Origin of the sequence: Brevundimonas vitisensis (assembly GCF_016656965.1) — a bacterium.
In the GTDB taxonomy this organism is placed as follows: Bacteria; Pseudomonadota; Alphaproteobacteria; order Caulobacterales; family Caulobacteraceae; genus Brevundimonas; species Brevundimonas vitisensis.
This window is the reverse complement of the sequence record NZ_CP067977.1, coordinates 2,115,542-2,132,542: the sequence shown is the minus strand read 5'-3', so window position 1 is coordinate 2,132,542 and position 17,001 is coordinate 2,115,542. Positions and strand designations below refer to the sequence as shown.

Annotated in this window: 16 protein-coding genes; 9 read left to right on the top strand and 7 right to left on the bottom strand. The window is 65.5% G+C overall.

Features of this window, described 5'->3' with window-relative positions; genetic code table 11:
• Window positions 1-6: 6 nt before the first annotated feature.
• A complete protein-coding gene (locus JIP62_RS10810) occupies window positions 7-3,024 on the bottom strand; it encodes a TonB-dependent receptor domain-containing protein (protein ID WP_201102193.1) in 3,018 nt (1,005 codons plus the stop codon).
• 265 nt (window positions 3,025-3,289) lie between these two features.
• Here JIP62_RS10810 and JIP62_RS10805 point away from each other — a divergent pair, with 265 nt between their 5' ends.
• From JIP62_RS10805 to JIP62_RS10795, 3 genes are read left to right on the top strand one after another with little or no spacing between them, the layout of a single operon-like run.
• Entirely contained in the window at window positions 3,290-3,643 is a 354-nt protein-coding gene (locus JIP62_RS10805; RefSeq protein ID WP_230974735.1) for a hypothetical protein, read from the top strand.
• Window positions 3,644-3,654: 11 nt separating this feature from the next.
• The gene (gene carB, locus JIP62_RS10800) at window positions 3,655-6,954 is read left to right on the top strand and encodes a carbamoyl-phosphate synthase large subunit (protein ID WP_201102192.1); all 3,300 of its coding nucleotides are present in this window, start codon (window positions 3,655-3,657) and stop codon (window positions 6,952-6,954) included.
• Between the two features lie 24 nt (window positions 6,955-6,978).
• Window positions 6,979-7,422, top strand: coding sequence for a hypothetical protein (locus tag JIP62_RS10795; RefSeq protein WP_201102191.1), 444 nt, complete (start codon window positions 6,979-6,981; stop codon window positions 7,420-7,422).
• Between the two features lie 14 nt (window positions 7,423-7,436).
• Here the strand turns inward: JIP62_RS10795 and JIP62_RS10790 are convergent, their stop codons facing one another.
• From JIP62_RS10790 to selD, 3 genes are read right to left on the bottom strand one after another with little or no spacing between them, the layout of a single operon-like run.
• Window positions 7,437-8,528, bottom strand: coding sequence for an SGNH/GDSL hydrolase family protein (locus JIP62_RS10790; protein WP_230974734.1), 1,092 nt, complete (start codon window positions 8,526-8,528; stop codon window positions 7,437-7,439).
• Window positions 8,529-8,537: 9 nt separating this feature from the next.
• Window positions 8,538-9,593 (bottom strand): tRNA 2-selenouridine(34) synthase MnmH, encoded by a 1,056-nt coding sequence (mnmH, locus tag JIP62_RS10785; RefSeq protein ID WP_201102190.1) that lies wholly within the window; start codon window positions 9,591-9,593, stop codon window positions 8,538-8,540.
• Window positions 9,590-10,630, bottom strand: coding sequence for a selenide, water dikinase SelD (gene selD, locus JIP62_RS10780; protein ID WP_201102189.1), 1,041 nt, complete (start codon window positions 10,628-10,630; stop codon window positions 9,590-9,592). Before selD ends, mnmH begins: the two co-directional genes overlap by 4 nt.
• A 98-nt stretch (window positions 10,631-10,728) precedes the next feature.
• Here selD and JIP62_RS10775 point away from each other — a divergent pair, with 98 nt between their 5' ends.
• From JIP62_RS10775 to JIP62_RS10755, 5 genes are all read left to right on the top strand, one after another.
• Window positions 10,729-10,938 carry a cysteine protease gene (locus JIP62_RS10775; RefSeq protein ID WP_201102188.1) on the top strand — a complete coding sequence of 70 codons (210 nt, stop codon included), beginning with the start codon at window positions 10,729-10,731 and terminating at the stop codon, window positions 10,936-10,938.
• Between the two features lie 84 nt (window positions 10,939-11,022).
• The gene (locus JIP62_RS10770; protein ID WP_201102187.1) at window positions 11,023-11,685 is read left to right on the top strand and encodes a glutathione S-transferase; all 663 of its coding nucleotides are present in this window, start codon (window positions 11,023-11,025) and stop codon (window positions 11,683-11,685) included.
• 35 nt (window positions 11,686-11,720) lie between these two features.
• The gene (locus tag JIP62_RS10765; RefSeq protein ID WP_201102186.1) at window positions 11,721-11,909 is read left to right on the top strand and encodes a hypothetical protein; all 189 of its coding nucleotides are present in this window, start codon (window positions 11,721-11,723) and stop codon (window positions 11,907-11,909) included.
• A gap of 107 nt (window positions 11,910-12,016) precedes the next feature.
• Window positions 12,017-12,490: a transcription elongation factor GreA gene (gene greA / locus JIP62_RS10760; RefSeq protein WP_201102185.1), complete on the top strand. Its 474-nt coding sequence runs from the start codon at window positions 12,017-12,019 to the stop codon at window positions 12,488-12,490.
• A gap of 53 nt (window positions 12,491-12,543) precedes the next feature.
• Window positions 12,544-13,485 carry a mitochondrial fission ELM1 family protein gene (locus JIP62_RS10755; protein ID WP_201102184.1) on the top strand — a complete coding sequence of 314 codons (942 nt, stop codon included), beginning with the start codon at window positions 12,544-12,546 and terminating at the stop codon, window positions 13,483-13,485.
• On the opposite strand, the gene JIP62_RS10750 is transcribed toward JIP62_RS10755, so the two are convergent.
• Window positions 13,482-13,787 (bottom strand): hypothetical protein, encoded by a 306-nt coding sequence (locus tag JIP62_RS10750; protein ID WP_201102183.1) that lies wholly within the window; start codon window positions 13,785-13,787, stop codon window positions 13,482-13,484. The genes JIP62_RS10755 and JIP62_RS10750 overlap by 4 nt on opposite strands.
• A gap of 78 nt (window positions 13,788-13,865) precedes the next feature.
• On the opposite strand from JIP62_RS10750, the gene trxB reads away from it, so the two are divergent.
• Window positions 13,866-14,885 (top strand): thioredoxin-disulfide reductase, encoded by a 1,020-nt coding sequence (trxB, locus tag JIP62_RS10745; RefSeq protein WP_201102182.1) that lies wholly within the window; start codon window positions 13,866-13,868, stop codon window positions 14,883-14,885.
• Window positions 14,886-14,892: 7 nt separating this feature from the next.
• Here the strand turns inward: trxB and JIP62_RS10740 are convergent, their stop codons facing one another.
• Together JIP62_RS10740 and JIP62_RS10735 are read right to left on the bottom strand one after the other, a co-directional pair.
• On the bottom strand, window positions 14,893-15,300 hold the full coding sequence (locus JIP62_RS10740) for a response regulator (protein ID WP_201102181.1): 408 nt from the start codon (window positions 15,298-15,300) through the stop codon (window positions 14,893-14,895).
• 95 nt (window positions 15,301-15,395) lie between these two features.
• Window positions 15,396-16,952 (bottom strand): sensor histidine kinase, encoded by a 1,557-nt coding sequence (locus tag JIP62_RS10735; protein ID WP_201104710.1) that lies wholly within the window; start codon window positions 16,950-16,952, stop codon window positions 15,396-15,398.
• Window positions 16,953-17,001 lie beyond the last annotated feature (49 nt).

Genomic DNA, 17,001 nt, shown 5'->3' with positions numbered 1-17,001 from the left:
TCGAAATCAGAACGACTTGCTGAACCGCACGAAGCCGCGGCGTCCGTAGTAGGCTTCGGTGTACTGCGAAGCGAACACCGAGTTCCCTTGCACCGAGGCCCGTGCCGAAGAGGCAGCGGGGGCCCGCTCGTCGAACAGGTTGGCGACACCACCCGACAGGGTCCAGCCTTCGAACTCATAGGCCAGGGACACGCTGTGGAAGCCGGTGAACTCGGCCGAGGCCTTCTGTTCGGTCAGGCGTCCGTCGATCAGCTGGGTCGGCGTGCCGCCCAGACGGATGATGTCGGCGGTGTTGTCCTGTTTGCCGATCCAGTCGAAGCCCCAGAAGGCCGTCCACGGTCCGCGCGAAACGGTCGCGTTGATGTTGCCGACCAGTTCAGGGTTGCCGATGTTCCCGCGCGGGTCGGTCGTGAAGTCGGCGAAGGTCGCCGTCACGTCTTCCAGCGTCCAGGTGGTCTGGCTGTCCAGGGTCAGGGTTCCCCAGCCGTAATCACCGAACCAGCGCGCGGTGAAGTCCAGGCCACGGTTATTCTGCTGAGAGATGTTGATGTAGGAATCGCGCACCTCGTCGATCGACCGGGACGTGGGGTTCCGGTCGAACTGGTTGCAGATCGGATCGGCGGGGAAGTTCTCGGACAGGTAGCAGGCCTGCAGAATGCCCGCCGCACCCAGAACCGCGACCTCGTCGTTGATCTCGATGTCGAAGTAGTCGATCGCCAGGCTCAGGTTGCTGTCCGGCGGAGTGAGAACGACGCCGATCACCGTGGACTTGGAGGTTTCGGGTTCGAGGACGCCCAGGCCGCCACCGGTCACAACCGTGGCCGTGACGACACCGCCCGTGAACGTCGGCGACACACCGCCGCCCGGTCCGGCCGGATTGGTGCAGTTGACGTAGATCGGATCGGTGACGGAGATCTGGCCGTCAGCCACGCGCGTCGCGAGGTTCAGACACGGGTCGATGCTGCGCTGGGCGATGAAGCTGGTCTGGTCGGCGAGATAAAGCTCGAACAGAGCCGGGGCACGGAAGGACGTTCCGTGGGTCGCCCGGAAGCGGACCGCATCATTGATCGCCCAGTTGAGGCCGATCTTGTAGGTCGAGGCATCGCCCGAGGTCTTGGTGTCGGTGTAGCGACCCGACAGCGACAGATCGAGGCTGCGGGCGAAGGGCGCATTAACCAGCAGCGGAATGGCGGCTTCGGCGAAGACTTCCTTCGTCTCCTCGTCGCCGGCAGTGATGCCCGCACCGGACAGACCCCAGCTGTTGTTCGCCAGGGTGATCTCGCCGGGCGTGTCGTTGATCTCATCCTTGCGCAGGTGGAAACCGACGGCCAGGCCGAGCGGCCCCGCCGGCAGCTCGAAGAGATTGCCCGCGAGCGAGCCTTCGACATAGGTCTGTTCGTAGAGGGTGTTGCCCGTCTCGTTGTCGAACAGGAAGTCGCGCTCGGCCTGAGTCAGGCGGCCGGCCAGGAAGTCCGGGTCCGTGAAGTCGACATCGATACAGGGACGACCGCTGACCGGCAGGTTGGTGCCGACGCAGGACGACGTCTTGAAGCTGGTCGAGTCAACCGCATCCTGAAGGATGACGTCCTGGCTGTAGTCGCCGTCCGAGCGGCTGTACTGGCCGTAGATGTCCCAGGACCAACCGTCCAGGAAGCCGCCCCCGATGTCGCCGCGCAGACCCAGGACGACGCGAGCGTAGTCAACGATCTGTTCGGAATCGAAGTGGTCGGTGATCGGCGTGGCGCTGAGCAGGTTCAGGCCGCTGAAGCCGGTCAGAGGATCGCCGCCGGCACCCGGGCCATAATAGAAGTCCAGGAAGTCGTTGGTGTAGGTGTAGTTCCAGAACTGGCGATAGCTGTCGGTCCGGCTCTCGCGGCGGTTCAGCAGCAGTTCGGCATAGGCTTCGACACCACCGCCCAGTTCATAGGCACCGTCCACGAAGACCGTGTAGCGTTCGATCTCCGGAATGATGGTCGCGTCATAGGCATATTCGCTCAGGTTGTTCGTCACCGCGCGCGAAGGGATGTCGTAGTTGACCAGATAGAAGCCGGCCGGGGCATTCGGATATTGGGCGCTGACCGCCGGATTGGTCGGACGCGTGGGAATGAAATTGCCCAGGTTGCCGTCATAGTCGAACTGGAAGCGACCGGCCCGGCCCGAGAAATCGGGTCCATAGACGTAGATCTGGCCCCAGCTGAGGTCGGTACACTGCGGCTGTCCGGTGCGCGGATCGATGCGGTCGGCGCGGGTGCGGGTGCCGGGCTCGAACACGAACTGGTTGGTACAGATCAGGTCCTCGCGGTCGCCGGCACGAAGGGCTTCCTGACGGTAATAGTCGGCCGAGACGTTCAGATAACCGCGGTCGAAGCTTTTTCCGAAGGTGCCCGAGATGTTGTACTGCTCGCCGCCCTGTTCAAAGGGGACGCTGGCATAGGTCGAGAACTCGGCCCCGTCGCGCGAACGCTGGGTGATCAGGTTGACGACCCCGGCGACGGCGTCCGAACCGTAGATGGACGAGGCGCCATCCTTCAGCACATCAATGCGGTCGATGGACGATTGAGGGATGACGTTCAGGTCGAAGGCGGACACGCCGCCGCGGGTCCCGGCCGGTCCGGCGCGACGGCCGTTCAGCAGAACCAGAGTCCGGTTAGCTCCCAGACCGCGCAGGGAGATGGTCGAAGCGCCCGGTCCGCCGTCGGTCACAAAGGCCGTCGAGATGGCGGCGTTCACCTGGGGCGAACCCGCCGCCAGGGTGGAGCTTTGCAGCAGTTGGGCCGTGTCGCTGATCCCGCGCTGCTGGGCGCGGTCGGTCGTCAGGACCTGGATCGGCGACGGACTTGTGAACTCGTTCTGCGGAATGCGGGAGCCGGTAACGACCAGTTCCTCGACTTCAGTCGCCTCATCGTCCTCGGGATCCTGCGAAGATTGAGCCTGCGCAACGGCCAGACCGGGAACGAGCAGAAGCACAGCGGCGAGCGTGCCACCCGCCAGACTTGATGAGCCGCGAAGACGACGTGCAGACATGAAGGACCCTCCTTGAAGTCGGCGTGAGAGAGCCGCCGACCGATACATAGAAGCTGACCATGGCCGATGGATTGGGCAAAACCAACCCTTCAGACGCTTTTTCGTCACAGATTCGACGCTTTTCAGCAGCGGTGTTGTTGCATTGCGGCATGGAATTCGCCGCTTTGAGCGGCCGGCATCGGGCCCCAAGAAACGCATTGATCGCAACCACGCGGCGCTCTAAACGAGCCGCTTAACCGACAACCCGAACGGCTGGCGCGGCGCATTGTCGCAGCTCGGTCGCGCGCGCCAGGAGCCGATCACGGTGGACGAGAGCGAGGTCCCGCACGAAGAGCGCGACGCAGCCATTCGCGCGTCCCTGGCGGCCCATGGCGATTCCGGCGTCACGCCGCGCCATACCCTGTTCTATTTCCACGGTGACGGCGATCACGACGACCTGAACGAGGTTGCGCGCCGCGCCGGCTTCATCACGCGCGGTGCCGATGACGCGACCGTGCTTGAGACCACCATTCCCGTCGATGCGGCGTCCTTCGCCCCCGTCAGCGCCATGATGCAATCCTGGGCCGCGGCCTTTCAGCTGGACTATGACGGCTGGGAGTGCGCGGTCGTGACCAATTAGAGGAGGCTGAGATGCCCAAACGTACGGACATCCAGTCGATCCTGATCATCGGGGCCGGGCCCATCGTCATCGGCCAGGCGTGCGAGTTCGACTATTCGGGGGTCCAGGCCTGCAAGGCGCTGAAGGCCGAGGGGTATCGGGTCATCCTGGTCAACTCCAACCCGGCCACGATCATGACCGACCCGGAGCTGGCCGACGCCACCTATATCGAGCCGATCACGCCCGATATGGTCGAGAAGATCATCGAGAAGGAGCGCCCCGACGCCCTTCTGCCCACCATGGGCGGACAGACCGCGCTGAACACGGCCCTGGCGCTGGATGCCTCGGGCGTGCTGGCGAAATACGGCGTGGAGATGATCGGGGCCAAGGCCGAGGTCATCGACAAGGCCGAAGACCGCCAGAAATTCCGCGACGCCATGGACAAGCTGGGGCTGGAAAGCCCGCGCTCCAAGGCAGCCCACTCGATGGAGGAGGCGCTGGAAGGGCTGGAGTTCGTCGGCCTGCCCGCCATCATCCGCCCCAGCTTCACCCTGGCGGGCACCGGAGGCGGCATCGCCTACAACCGCGAGGAGTTCGAGGAAATCGTCCTGCGAGGCCTGGACCTCAGCCCCACCACCGAGGTGCTGATCGAGGAATCCGTTCTGGGCTGGAAGGAGTATGAGATGGAGGTCGTCCGCGACAAGGCGGACAACTGCATCATCATTTGCTCCATTGAGAATGTGGACCCGATGGGCGTCCACACCGGTGACAGCATTACCGTCGCCCCCGCCCTGACGCTGACCGACAAAGAGTATCAGCGGATGCGGACCGGCTCGATCAATGTGCTGCGCGAAATCGGCGTCGAGACGGGCGGATCGAACGTCCAGTGGGCCATCAACCCCGCCGACGGCCGGATGGTGGTGATCGAGATGAACCCGCGCGTGTCGCGGTCCTCGGCCCTCGCCTCCAAGGCCACCGGCTTTCCCATCGCCAAGGTCGCGGCCCGCCTGGCGGTCGGCTACACCCTGGACGAACTGACCAACGACATCACCATGGTCACGCCGGCCTCGTTCGAGCCCAGCATCGACTATGTCGTCACCAAGATCCCCCGCTTTGCCTTCGAGAAATATCCGGGTGCCGAGGCCAGCCTGTCGACCTCGATGAAGTCGGTGGGCGAGGTCATGGCGATCGGGCGGACCTTCCAGGAATCGATGCAGAAGGCCCTGCGCGGGCTGGAGACCGGCCTGAGCGGCTTCGACGACGTCGAGATCGAGGGCACGACCGATGTCGATGACGAAGCCGGAGCGCGGGCCGCCGTGGTGCGGGCGCTGGGCCAGCCGACGCCCGACCGTATCCTCGTGATCGCCCAGGCCTTCCGTCACGGGCTGACGGTCGAAGAGGTCCAGGCCGCCTGTTCCTATGAGCCCTGGTTCCTGCGCCAGATCGCCGACATCGTGCGCGAAGAGGGGCATGTCCGGGTCAAGGGTCTGCCGACCAAGCCCGCCGACTTCCGCCGCCTGAAAGCCATGGGCTTCTCTGACGCCCGCCTGGCCCACCTGACCAGCACGACCGAGCGCGAGGTCCGGTGCCAGCGCCGCAGCCTGGGTGTCCGCCCGGTCTTCAAGCGCATCGACACCTGTGCGGCCGAGTTCGCATCCGCCACCGCCTATATGTATTCGACCTATGAGACCGGCGCCCTGGGCCAGGTTCCGGAGTGCGAGTCCGAGCCGTCCGGCGCGCGAAAGGCCATCATCCTGGGCGGCGGTCCCAACCGGATCGGCCAGGGGATCGAGTTCGATTACTGCTGCTGTCACGCCGCCTTTGCCTTCGCCGACATCGGCGTCGAAAGCATCATGGTCAACTGCAACCCAGAGACCGTCTCCACCGACTATGACACCTCCGACCGGCTGTATTTCGAGCCCCTGACAGCCGAAGACGTGCTGGAGCTGATCGAGGTCGAGCGGTCGAAGGGCGACTTGATCGGTGTGGTGGTGCAGTTCGGCGGCCAGACCCCGCTGAAACTGGCCCATGCCCTGCACGAGGACGGCATTCCGATCCTGGGCACGTCGCTGGACTCCATCGATCTGGCCGAGGATCGCGAGCGGTTCCAGGTCATGCTGAACGACATCGGCCTGATGCAGCCGCCCAACGGCCTGGCCCGGTCGGCCCAGGAAGCCGCCGACAAGGCGGACGAGGTCGGCTATCCCGTCGTGCTGCGCCCCTCCTATGTGCTGGGCGGCCGCGGCATGATGATCGTCCACGACCGCGACCAGCTGGACCGCTATGTCGGCGAGGCCATGAGGGTCTCGGGCGAGGATCCGGTCCTGATCGACCATTATCTGAACCGCGCGACCGAGGTCGACGTCGATGCCCTGTGCGACGACGAGACGGTGTTCGTGGCCGGGGTGCTGGAACATATCGAAGAAGCCGGGGTCCACTCGGGCGACAGCGCCTGTTCCATGCCGCCCCACTCCCTGTCAGCCGGGATCGTGGCCGAGCTGAAGCGCCAGACCGAGGCCATGGCCCGGGCGCTGAAGGTGCGGGGCCTGATGAACGTCCAGTTCGCCATCGAAGAGCCCCACAGCGAGAATCCGCGCATCTTCGTGCTGGAGGTGAACCCGCGCGCCAGCCGCACGGCCCCCTTCGTGGCCAAGACCATCGGCCAGCCGATCGCCGCCATCGCCGCCAAGGTCATGGCGGGGGTGCCGCTGAAATCCTTTGCCCTGGCCGACCGGCCCTATGACCATATCGCGGTCAAGGAAGCGGTCTTCCCCTTCGCCCGGTTCGCCGGCGTCGACACCATCCTGGGCCCGGAGATGCGCTCGACCGGCGAGGTCATGGGCCTGGACTGGAAGCGCGAGGACGAGGCGGACATGGCCCCGGCCTTCGCCCGCGCCTTTGCCAAGTCCCAGATCGGTGGCGGCACCACCCTGCCGACCGCCGGATGCGCCTTCGTCTCGGTCAAGGATGACGACAAGCCCTTCATCGTCGAGGCTGTCGCCCTGTTGCTGAAACAGGGCTTCTCGGTGATCGCCACCGGCGGGACGCACGCCTATCTGGTCGAACAGGGCCTGCCGGTCGGCCATGTGAAGAAGGTGCTGGAGGGACGTCCCAACATCGTCGACGCCATGAAGAACGGCGAGGTCCAGCTGGTCTTCAACACCACCGAGGGCAAGCAGTCGCTGCAGGACAGTTTTAGCCTGCGTCGCACCGCTCTGATGATGAAGATCCCGTATTACACCACCTCGGCCGGTGCCTTGGCCGCCTCTCAGGCGATCGGTGCCATCCAGGCGGACGCCCTGGATGTCCGGCCGTTGCAGGATTATGCCTAAGGCCGAACGGAGAGGGAGAAGGTCATGTTTAGGCTCATTGCTGTCGTCGTTGCGCTGATTTCCTTGGCATCACCGGCTCTAGCCCAAGACGATCCTACCCCGCCGATGTCAGCTCAGGCCATCGCGGAAACACGCCCGTTGACCGACCGCTTCTTCACTGCCCTTCAGGCAGGCGAGGTCAGCCGTGCCTATACCGACCTCTTTGCCGGCACATTGGCGGAGGGAAAGACGCTGGAGCTTCAGACTCTGATCTCCCAGAGCACCTTCATCCTCCAGACCTACGGACCGATCACGGGATGGACACTGGCCAGAACTGACTGCATCACACCGACGTTCTGCAGAGTCATCTTTCAGATCAATACCGAGAACGGGCCGATCATGGTCTTGATGAGCCTTTATCGTCGTTCATCTGGCTGGGTGACGACCAACATTCTAATCACCGACATCGCGACAGATCTTTTCGACTGACAGTGCCGCGCTGATCAGGGCGCCGTGAGCTCGTTGCTCCAGACGCCCATGGTCTCGATCGTGGCTTGGATCAGCTCGGCGATCCGGGCGTCGTCGTCGATCGAGGGATGCCAGTCGCAGCCGCCCAGTTCCAGGCCGCCAAAGGCCAGGGGGACGGCCCGATCGGGCTGGTCGGCATTGACGGCGGCGGCCACCGCCTGAACGTCGCCGAAGAAGGCGTCCGATCCCATCAGGATGAAGCGCGCCTGGGGTTGCTCACGCGCCAGATCGCGTACGAAACCGATGTAACGCTGGCGGTATTCGGCCCTCAGACCGGCCTCGTCGGCCCACCGCTCGCCCGCCCCGACCGGCGTTGAGAAGTCGTTGGTGCCCAGGTTGATGACGATGACCTGGGGCCGCCAGTCGCCAGGACCCTCCACCATCCGCTCCGCATCGTCCGGCTTCATCCGGCCATAGAGGGTCGGCAGGCTGAGGTCCGGAGAGGTACCGGCATAGTTCCGCACGATGCCGAAGCCGGAATAGGCATGGGTCCGGTAGTCGGCGTCGAAATGGCGGGCAACGCGGGGACCGAACGCCTGCTGGGTGTCGGTGAAGGCGTGGACTTCCGCGGCTGAACACTCGCGTCGTCCCGATGTATTGCCATAGCCGACGGTGTAGGAATCGCCGATGAACTCGATCTGGCGCGGTCGGGGCATGAAGGTCAGGGCCACCGTGTCGCCCACCGCCTCGAAGGCGATGAAACGGCCGCCACCGGTCTGGCTCTCGGTCTGTTTCTCCAGCCGCACGACGTGATCGCCAGGCGCCAGGCCGTCCAGCGTCAGATCGACCAGGCCCGGCCGGCGAAAGGCCGCGCGCTCCTGTCCGTCGATCAGCAGGCGCATGTGTTCGGTCGGGGCCTCGAACCGCACCCTCACCGCCGTGCCGCTGAACCGCGCCTCGAAATAGATGCCGGGCCAGCCGAAGGTGAGTCCCCCGTCCGGATCCACGATCACCCGCCCGCCGACATGGACCGGCAGGGCCCGTGAGGCGGCATCCTGGGCATGGGCGGTACCGCCGCCCAGCAGCAAGGCGGCAATCATGACGAAGGTTCGGGTCATCTGGCGCATGGGTCTTGTCTAAACTGCGGCGGTGGACGGCAACACCCGCGCGATGTGTGCGGCGGCGTCGGACAGGTCGTCCGGGGACAGTCCGGACAGATTCAGCGTGGCCAGCACCGCCCGGTCACCCTTCGACCGGCGATAGGCGGGGTCGTAATGGTCCTGCATCAACTGGGTCGCCAGGGTCTCGATCTCACCGGCCGAAGCCAGGTCACGCCAACGCGCGATCGTCGTCTTGGCATGATGCCGAGGCAGGCGCGTCAGGGCCTGATCGAGGCGATCGGGGTCGGCGGCAATCTCGACATAGGTCTGAACGATATGGCGAGCCCGATCAGAAAGGGGGGCGGTCATCTCGATCACGGGCGCGGTCCCCATGGCGGTCCAAAACCGGGGCGGCAGCGCGCGCACCCCGATCCGGCTGGATTCAGCCTCCACCACCACCGGGCGGGTCGGATCGAGCGCCTCGATCGCTGCCAGCAGGGCCGTCTCGAAACCGCGTTGCGAAGGCTGTCCCTGAGGCATCGCCCCGAACAGGGAGCCGCGATGCCCGGCCAGGCCCTCCAGGTCCAGCGACTGCACGCCATGGTCGGCCAGCCGGTTCAGGATCGCCGTCTTACCGCAACCCGTCGGCCCCGACAGCAGCACCAGCTGCAGCGGCAGAGGCGTGTCGTAAAGGGCGTTCGACACCCTGCGCCTCCAGGTCTGATAGCCGCCCTCCAGCACCGTCACTGGCCAGCCGACCTGATCCATGACCGTGACCATGGCCCCGGACCGCTGGCCGCCGCGCCAGCAATAGACCAGGGGGCGGAACGATCCGTCCCGCTCCTTCAGCGCGCCCTCCAGATGTCCGGCGATGTTTCGCGCCACCAGGGCCGCCCCCATGCGCCGGGCCAGAAACTTGGAGCCCTGGACATATTCCGTACCGACCAGGGCGCGCTGCTCGTCATTCAGGACCGGCAGGTTGATCGCGCCCGGGATGTGATCGAGGGCGTACTCGGACGGGCTGCGCACATCGATGATGGCGTCAAAGGCGGCGCGGGCCGCCGGACGCAGATCGGTCGTGCGCCGGATCACGAGGGACGGACGCGGACCTGGGCCGGTCCCTCCACCACACGGCCGACGACGACCGCGTCGACGCCTTCGGCCCGGGCAGCCGCCTGAAGCTCGGCCAGTTCGCCCTCTGCCACCGCGATCAGAAGCCCGCCTGAGGTCTGGGGATCGGTCATCAGGGTCCGGAGCTCGCCTTCGTCCAAGCCCAGCACATCCTGGCCATAGGCGGCCCAGTGGCGGCCCGACGCCCCGGTGCGAAGCCCCGCCTCCAACAGCGCCCGCACGCCCGGCAACACAGGCGGATCGGCACTCAACTCTACCGTCACGCCCGCTCCCCTGGCCATCTCCAGCGCATGCCCCAGAAGGCCGAAGCCGGTCACGTCGGTGACGGCGTGGACCCCGCCCCGCCCGGCCAGTCGCGCTCCGAACCGGTTCAGCCGGGTCGTGGAGGCGACCAGGGTGGCATAGCCCGCCTCGTCCAGACGTCCCTGTTTGAGCGCGGCGCTCAGAATGCCGACACCCAGCGGCTTGGTCAGCACCAGCCGGTCGCCCGGACGGGCCCCGGCGTTCGTCAGAATATGATCCGGGTGGACCAGCCCCAGAGCCACCAGTCCATAAATCGGCTCGACGCTATCGATCGAGTGCCCGCCCGCCACCGGAATGCCGGCGGCAGCGCAGACCGAGGCCCCACCCTGCAGGATCCGGCCGATCGTCTCGGACGACAGGACGTTGATCGGCATGCCGACCAGGGCCAGGGCCAGGATCGGCGTGCCACCCATGGCATAGACGTCGGACAGGGCGTTGGTCGCCGCGATCTGGCCGAAGTGGAACGGATCATCGACCACCGGCATGAAGAAGTCGGTCGTGGCCACCAGGGCCTGGGTGTCGTTCAGACGCCAGACGGCGGCATCGTCGCTGGTCTCGTTCCCCACCATCAGGTCGGCGAACATCGCACCCTGGGGCATATCCTTCAGGATGTCGCGCAGCACGCCCGGCGACAATTTGCAGCCGCAGCCTCCACCGTGGGCGAGCGAGGTCAGCGAGGGTTCGGTTCGGGTCATGCCCCTGGATTGAGCCAATCTGCGCGGCGGTTCAATCGCCGCACGCCCGAAACCGGATCGCATCCCTGGCGTTTGGTTCGCTCAAAAGGAGATCAGACATGCCCATTCCCAAGATCGCCACCGTTCTCGGCGGCCTGCTTCTGAGCCGGGGCGGACGCCGGATGGCGGGCCGTCATGCGGGAAAGCTGGCCCTGGCCACCCTGGCCCTGCAACTGTGGCAGCAGCGGCAGGCGTCCAAACGTCCGGTTCGGGGCAAATCGGCGCCGAAGGGCGGTCCGGCCAAACGGTGGAGCGGTCGCCGGGTCTGAAGTGCGTGTGGACGGCTTGGCCGGGTCAGGCTAGGCGTGGCTTCGACACATCCGGGTCGATCGGCCCGATGAAGAGGCCGCGCCATGATCACTGTCCACCATCTGAACAACTCCCGTTCCCAGCGCGTGCTGTGGCTGCTTGAGGAGTTGGGACTGGACTATCAGGTGAAACGCTATGAGCGGGACGCCAAGACCATGCTCGCACCGGCCGAGCTTCGGGCCATCCACCCCCTCGGGAAGTCCCCCGTCGTCGATGACGGTGAGGTGCGCGTGGCCGAAACAGGGGCCATCGTCGAATATCTGCTGGACACGCATGGTGAGGGGCGGCTTCGTCCCACGCCGGGCACGGCTGAGGCCCGTCGCTATACCTATTGGCTGCATTACGCCGAGGGCTCGGCCATGACGCCTCTGCTGCTGAAGCTGGTGTTCGGTCAGCTTCCGAAACGGGCCCCCGGCCTGGTCAAGCCGATCGTCAATGCCGTGTCGAACAAGGCGCAGGAGGGCTTCATCGACCCTCAGATCGCCGCCCACGTCGCCTATTGGGAGGCTGAACTGAGCAAATCCGCCTGGTTCGCGGGCGACCAGTTCTCAGCTGCCGACATCATGATGAGCTTTCCGCTGGAGGCCGGACGCAGCCGGGCCCCCTATGACGGGCGGCCCCGGATCGAGGCTTTCCTCGCGGCCATCCATGCCCGCCCCGCCTATCAGCGCGCCCTGGAACGCGGCGGACCCTACGCCTACGCGTGATCGCAACCTCCGGCGATTGTCGGCGTTAACCGCCTATGCGCCTGAGAACCCTCCAGATCACCGCCGCCATTGCGGCCATCATCGCCTTCGTCCTGGCTTTCGTCGTGGCGGGGATCGCCCTTGTGTCCGGCGCCTTCATGCTTGCGGGGTTGGCAGCCGTAGCCTGGCTGGCCTGGAGCCTGGTCAAACAGGTTCACCGCCGTCAGCGGCGACACCCCGCTTGAGTTCGACGGCCTGATGGCCTAGCCTCTCCGCCCGGTCGCCCACGCCCAGCGACCATCGTACAGCGTTCAGGTCCTTCCCTTCGGGCGGCATAAGAAATTCACGATACATGGAAAAAGTGCCGATGACGGCCGGGGGCTATCGCGCCCTCGACGATCAGTTGAAGCAACTCAAGTCGGTCGAAAGGCCGGCGGTGATCGCGGCTATCTCTGAAGCGCGCGCCCATGGCGACCTCAGCGAAAACGCCGAGTATCACGCGGCCAAGGAACGCCAGGGTTGGATCGAGGGCCAGATCGCCGAAATCGAGGACAAGATTTCGCGCGCCCAGGTCATCGACGTCTCCAAATTGTCGGGCGACCGCGTCAAGTTCGGGGCCACGGTCACGATGGTGGACGAGGATACCGAGGAAGAGGGCTGCTATCAGATCGTCGGCGAGCACGAAGCCGATGTGAAACAGGGCAAAATCTCAGTCGCGTCGCCGATCGCCCGGGCTCTGATTTCCAAGGAGGTCGGCGATGTGGTCGAGGTGAACACCCCCGGCGGCGTCAAGGCCTATGAAATCCTCAAGGTCGAGTGGAAATAGGGGCCGATAAGCCCCCGCTCCTGATTCAGGTCGTCTCCGACGGCCGCATCGGCATGGAAAATCAGGCCCTCGGTCTGGCCGAGGCCGTGGCGCGTCTGGTGCCCGCCCGTATCGAGGTGAGGCGCGTGCGCTGGCGGCCCCTGTTTGACCGGCTGCCGTCGGCGTTGAAGACCCGCGCCATGCTGGACCCGGCGGCGGACAGCCCTTTCCCTGCTGAGGACACGCCCTGGCCTGACCTGTGGATCGGCACGGGGCGCGCGACCCTGCCTTTGGGCCTGTGGGCCAAGGTCCTCTCAGGGGGCCGGACACGGGTGATCCAGACCCAGGACCCCCGCTGGCGCACCGCCGATTTCGACATGGTGGTCGCCCCCCGCCACGACGGCGTGCAGGGCAAAAACGTCCTGCCCATCACCGGCTCTCCCCACCGGATCACGCCCGAGCGGCTGGCCGAAGCCATGCCTCCCTTCGCCGGAGCGATCGATGCCCTGCCCCATCCGCGGGTGGCGGTCCTGATCGGCGGTCGGTCTCGCAGTCACGACCTGACAGTTGACCACGCCCGATCGCTGGCGGAACTGATCGCGGCCGCGGTCGACACCGCCGGGGGCTCGCTGATGCTGACGTTTTCACGTCGAACACCGCCGGAGGCACGTGCCGCCATGACGGAACGGCTGAGCGGGCTGAAAGCGGTGATCTGGGATGAGACCGGCCCCAATCCCTATTTCGCCTTCCTGGGCACCGCCGACCACATCCTGGTGACCGAGGACAGCGCGAATATGGCCGCCGAGGCCGCCTCGACCGGAAAGCCTGTCCACATTCTGCCCATGGTGGCCCGCAAGTCGGCGGGCAAGTTCGCGCGGCTGCATGCTGACCTGCGCGATCGCGGCGCGGCGCGGCCTTTCGACGGCTCATTGACTCCCTGGACCTACGAGCCGCTGGCTGAAACCGACCGTGCAGCCAGGGCGATCGTCGAGCGGTTCGTCAGCCCGCGGGCCTAGTCGCCGCCGCCACCGCCGTCACCGCCTCCGTCGGCCCCACCATCGCTGCCGTCCTGATCGGCGATGCTCTTGCCGCGGTCCCCGCCATGAGCACCGGCGTCAGAGACATAGGCACCGTCGCCCCCCTCGCTGCGCCGCGACGACCGTCGCTTGTCACCCATGTCCGCCAACACCCCGACCAGAACGCCGACCGCCAGTCCGATGGCCAGGCCGATCGGCAGATTCCCCATCGCCAGGCCCAGTCCCGCCCCGATCGCGACGCCGACCGCCAGGCCGACTCCGATGAAACTGCGCTGCTGCATGACCAAATCGTCCGTTTCGTCTGTGAATGTCCGCAATCCTAGCATCGCGCACAGCGGAATCAGCGCCTAAATAGGGGCATGACCACGCCCTCCTCCGACATCCGTACCGTCCGCGTCGCCATCATCGGCTCGGGTCCCGCCGGCTGGACCGCCGCCATCTATGCCGCGCGCGCCCTGCTGAAGCCTGTCATCATCGCCGGATTGCAGCCGGGCGGGCAGCTGACCATCACCACCGACGTGGAGAACTATCCCGGCTTCGCCGACGTCATCCAGGGGCCCTGGCTGATGGAGCAGATGCAGAAACAGGCCGAGCACGTCGGGACCGAGATCATTCACGACATCGTCGTCTCGGCTGACCTGTCCCGCCGGCCGTTCCACCTGAAGCTGGACTCGGGGGCCGAGATGCTGGCCGAGACGGTCATCATTTCCACCGGGGCCCAGGCCAAGTGGCTGGGTCTGGAAAGCGAGGCCAAATATCAGGGCTTCGGCGTCAGTGCCTGTGCCACCTGTGACGGCTTCTTCTATCGCGGCAAGGAGGTCATCGTGGTCGGGGGTGGTAACACCGCCGTCGAGGAAGCGCTGTTCCTGACCAACTTCGCCTCGAAGGTTACAGTGGTCCACCGCAAGGACGAGTTCCGCGCCGAGAAGATCCTTCAGGACCGGCTGTTCGCCCATCCCAAGGTGGAGGTCGTGTGGAACCACGTCGTCGATGAGATCCTGGGCGTGACCGAGAACGGTGGCTCGAACGTCACGGGTGCCCGGCTGAAACACGTTCAGGACGGTTCGACCCGCGAAGTCGCGGCCGACGGGGTCTTCATCGCGATTGGCCATGCGCCCTCGTCAGAACTGTTCAAGGACCAGCTGGCAACCAAGGCCGGAGGCTATCTGGTGGTCAAGCCCGGCACGACCCAGACCGAGATCGAAGGCGTCTACGCCGCCGGCGACGTGACCGACGACGTCTATCGCCAGGCGGTCACCGCAGCGGGGATGGGCTGTATGGCAGCCCTGGAGGCGGTGCGCTTCCTGGCCGAAAAGGATCATGCGGCCCAGGGACAGCCCATCAGTCACCACGAGGCTGAAAAGATCGGCGCCTGGTAGGTTGCCTTCAGCCGAACAGCTGTAGCTCGGGCGGTGCAAATTCGACCGGACGGCCCTGGCGACGCCTGAGGGCATAGTCGACGGCCGTCTGCACCGCGCGTTCGTCGGTCGGCTTGGACAGGACACCGATCGTTCCGGCTACGCCGTCCCGGACCATCCCCGGATTGGCGGTCATGAACAGAACGCTGACGCCGCGATCCTGACCCAGTTCGCGCCCCAACCCGATGCCGGTCGGACCATCGGACAGGTGAATGTCGACCAGGGCCAGATCCACCTCATTCTCGGCCACGAGGTTGCGTGCGGTCGCAGCGTCCGCTGCTGTGCCGATGACCTCATGCCCCAGGTCCTCCAGCACGAAGCGGAGTTCCATGGCCACCAGAGCCTCGTCCTCAATGATCAGGATACGCGCAGTCATAACCGTCTCAGTCTTGTCCTCTCGTCGAACGCCGCTCCATTCAGGAACGGCCCAACCCAACGTGCGATGGCGTTGCAGGTTTCAGGCCATCCCGCCTATGCGACATTCTGTGCCGCCCGGCGGCGGGACAAAGCGGTGGCCGGCAGATCGGCCACGACACGCAAACCGCCCTCAAGCCATTGTCGTTCCAGGCGTCCGCCCAATTGTCCTTCGACCGAAAGCGTGGCCAGTGACGACCCGAAGCCGGCGCGCGTGGGCGGCTCATGGATGGGCGGTCCATCGTGTTCGGTCCACACCAGGATGAATCGGTCGCCCTCGGCCCGGGTGTCCAGCGTGATGTAGCCCTGATCGTTCGACAGCGCCCCGTACTTGGACGCGTTGGTGGCCATCTCGTGGAACAGCAGAGCCACCGACGTAGCGGCCTGATCGTCGAATACGGCGTTGTCTCCGCTGATCACGACCCGCGGCGCACCGTCCGACCCGGCATAGGCCTTGAACAAGGCGGCCAGAAAATCGTGCAGGGTGGTGTTGCCGATGTGCGGCTTTGACACTTCCGAATGGGGACGCACGAATTCGTGCGCCTGTGCCAGAGCGTTAATCCGGGTGCGTAGTGACTTGGCAAAGCCCTTGGCCTCGGGAAACTGCCGCGCCGACAAAGCCACAAGGGCCGAGATGACGGCGAAGATGTTCTTGATCCGATGGCTCAGTTCCTGGCTCAATAGCTCCTTGGCCTCGTCAATCTTCTTCAGATCGTCGATGTCCGTGCAGGTGCCGAACCAGCGGATAATGCGGCCATCTTCATCGCGGATCGGAGCGGCGCGGCCCAGAGTCCAGCGATAGATGCCGTCGTGGCGACGCAGACGATATTCGATCTCATAAAGCTCACCGGTCTTGAGCGAATGAGTCCAGCGAGCCCAGGCACGCGCCTGGTCCTCCGGATGGAACATGCCGGCCCAGCCCTCGCCGTCCGTGCTGCCAACAGGCGTCCCGGTAAACTCGTACCAGCGGGCATTGTAATAGTCGTGGAACCCGTCGGGCAGCGTCGACCACACCATCTGGGGCATGGAGTCGGCGATCACACGGAACCGGGCCTCGCTGTCGGACAGTTTGCTGGCCGTGGCTGCCAGCACCTCGGCTGATCGGCGCTCTGCCTTCACGGCCCGGCGCAGCTTCATCAGGTCCATGGTCTGCCGCGACAGGGTTTCCAGCGCCTGCATCTGCAGAGGCGTCAGTCCGTCCGGCCTCGGGCGCGTGTCCAGCACACACAGCGTCCCCAGGGGCAGCCCCTCATCCGTCTTCAACAGGACCCCGGCATAGAAACGGATGCCGCCATCGGCGAGGACCAGGGGGTTGCAGTTGAACCGAGGGTCCTCGGTCGTGTCGCGAACGATCAGGTGATCGTTCTGCAACAAGGCATGCCGACAGAAGGAGGTCTCCAACGGAGTCTCATCGACACCCAGGCCCACCTCTGCCTTGAACCACTGTCGGTCCGCAGCGATCAGATTGATGACCGCAATCGGCGCATCGCAGATGCTGGCGATCAAAGCCGCCAGATCGTCAAAGGCGCGTTCCCGCCCGGAATCCAGAATGTCGAAATCATAGAGCGCGGCAAGCCGTGCCTGTTCATCGAATGGGGGACTTTCAGCAGACACGCTCAAGCCTGGGTGGGGCGCCTTGGGGCGCGGTGGACGACATGAAATG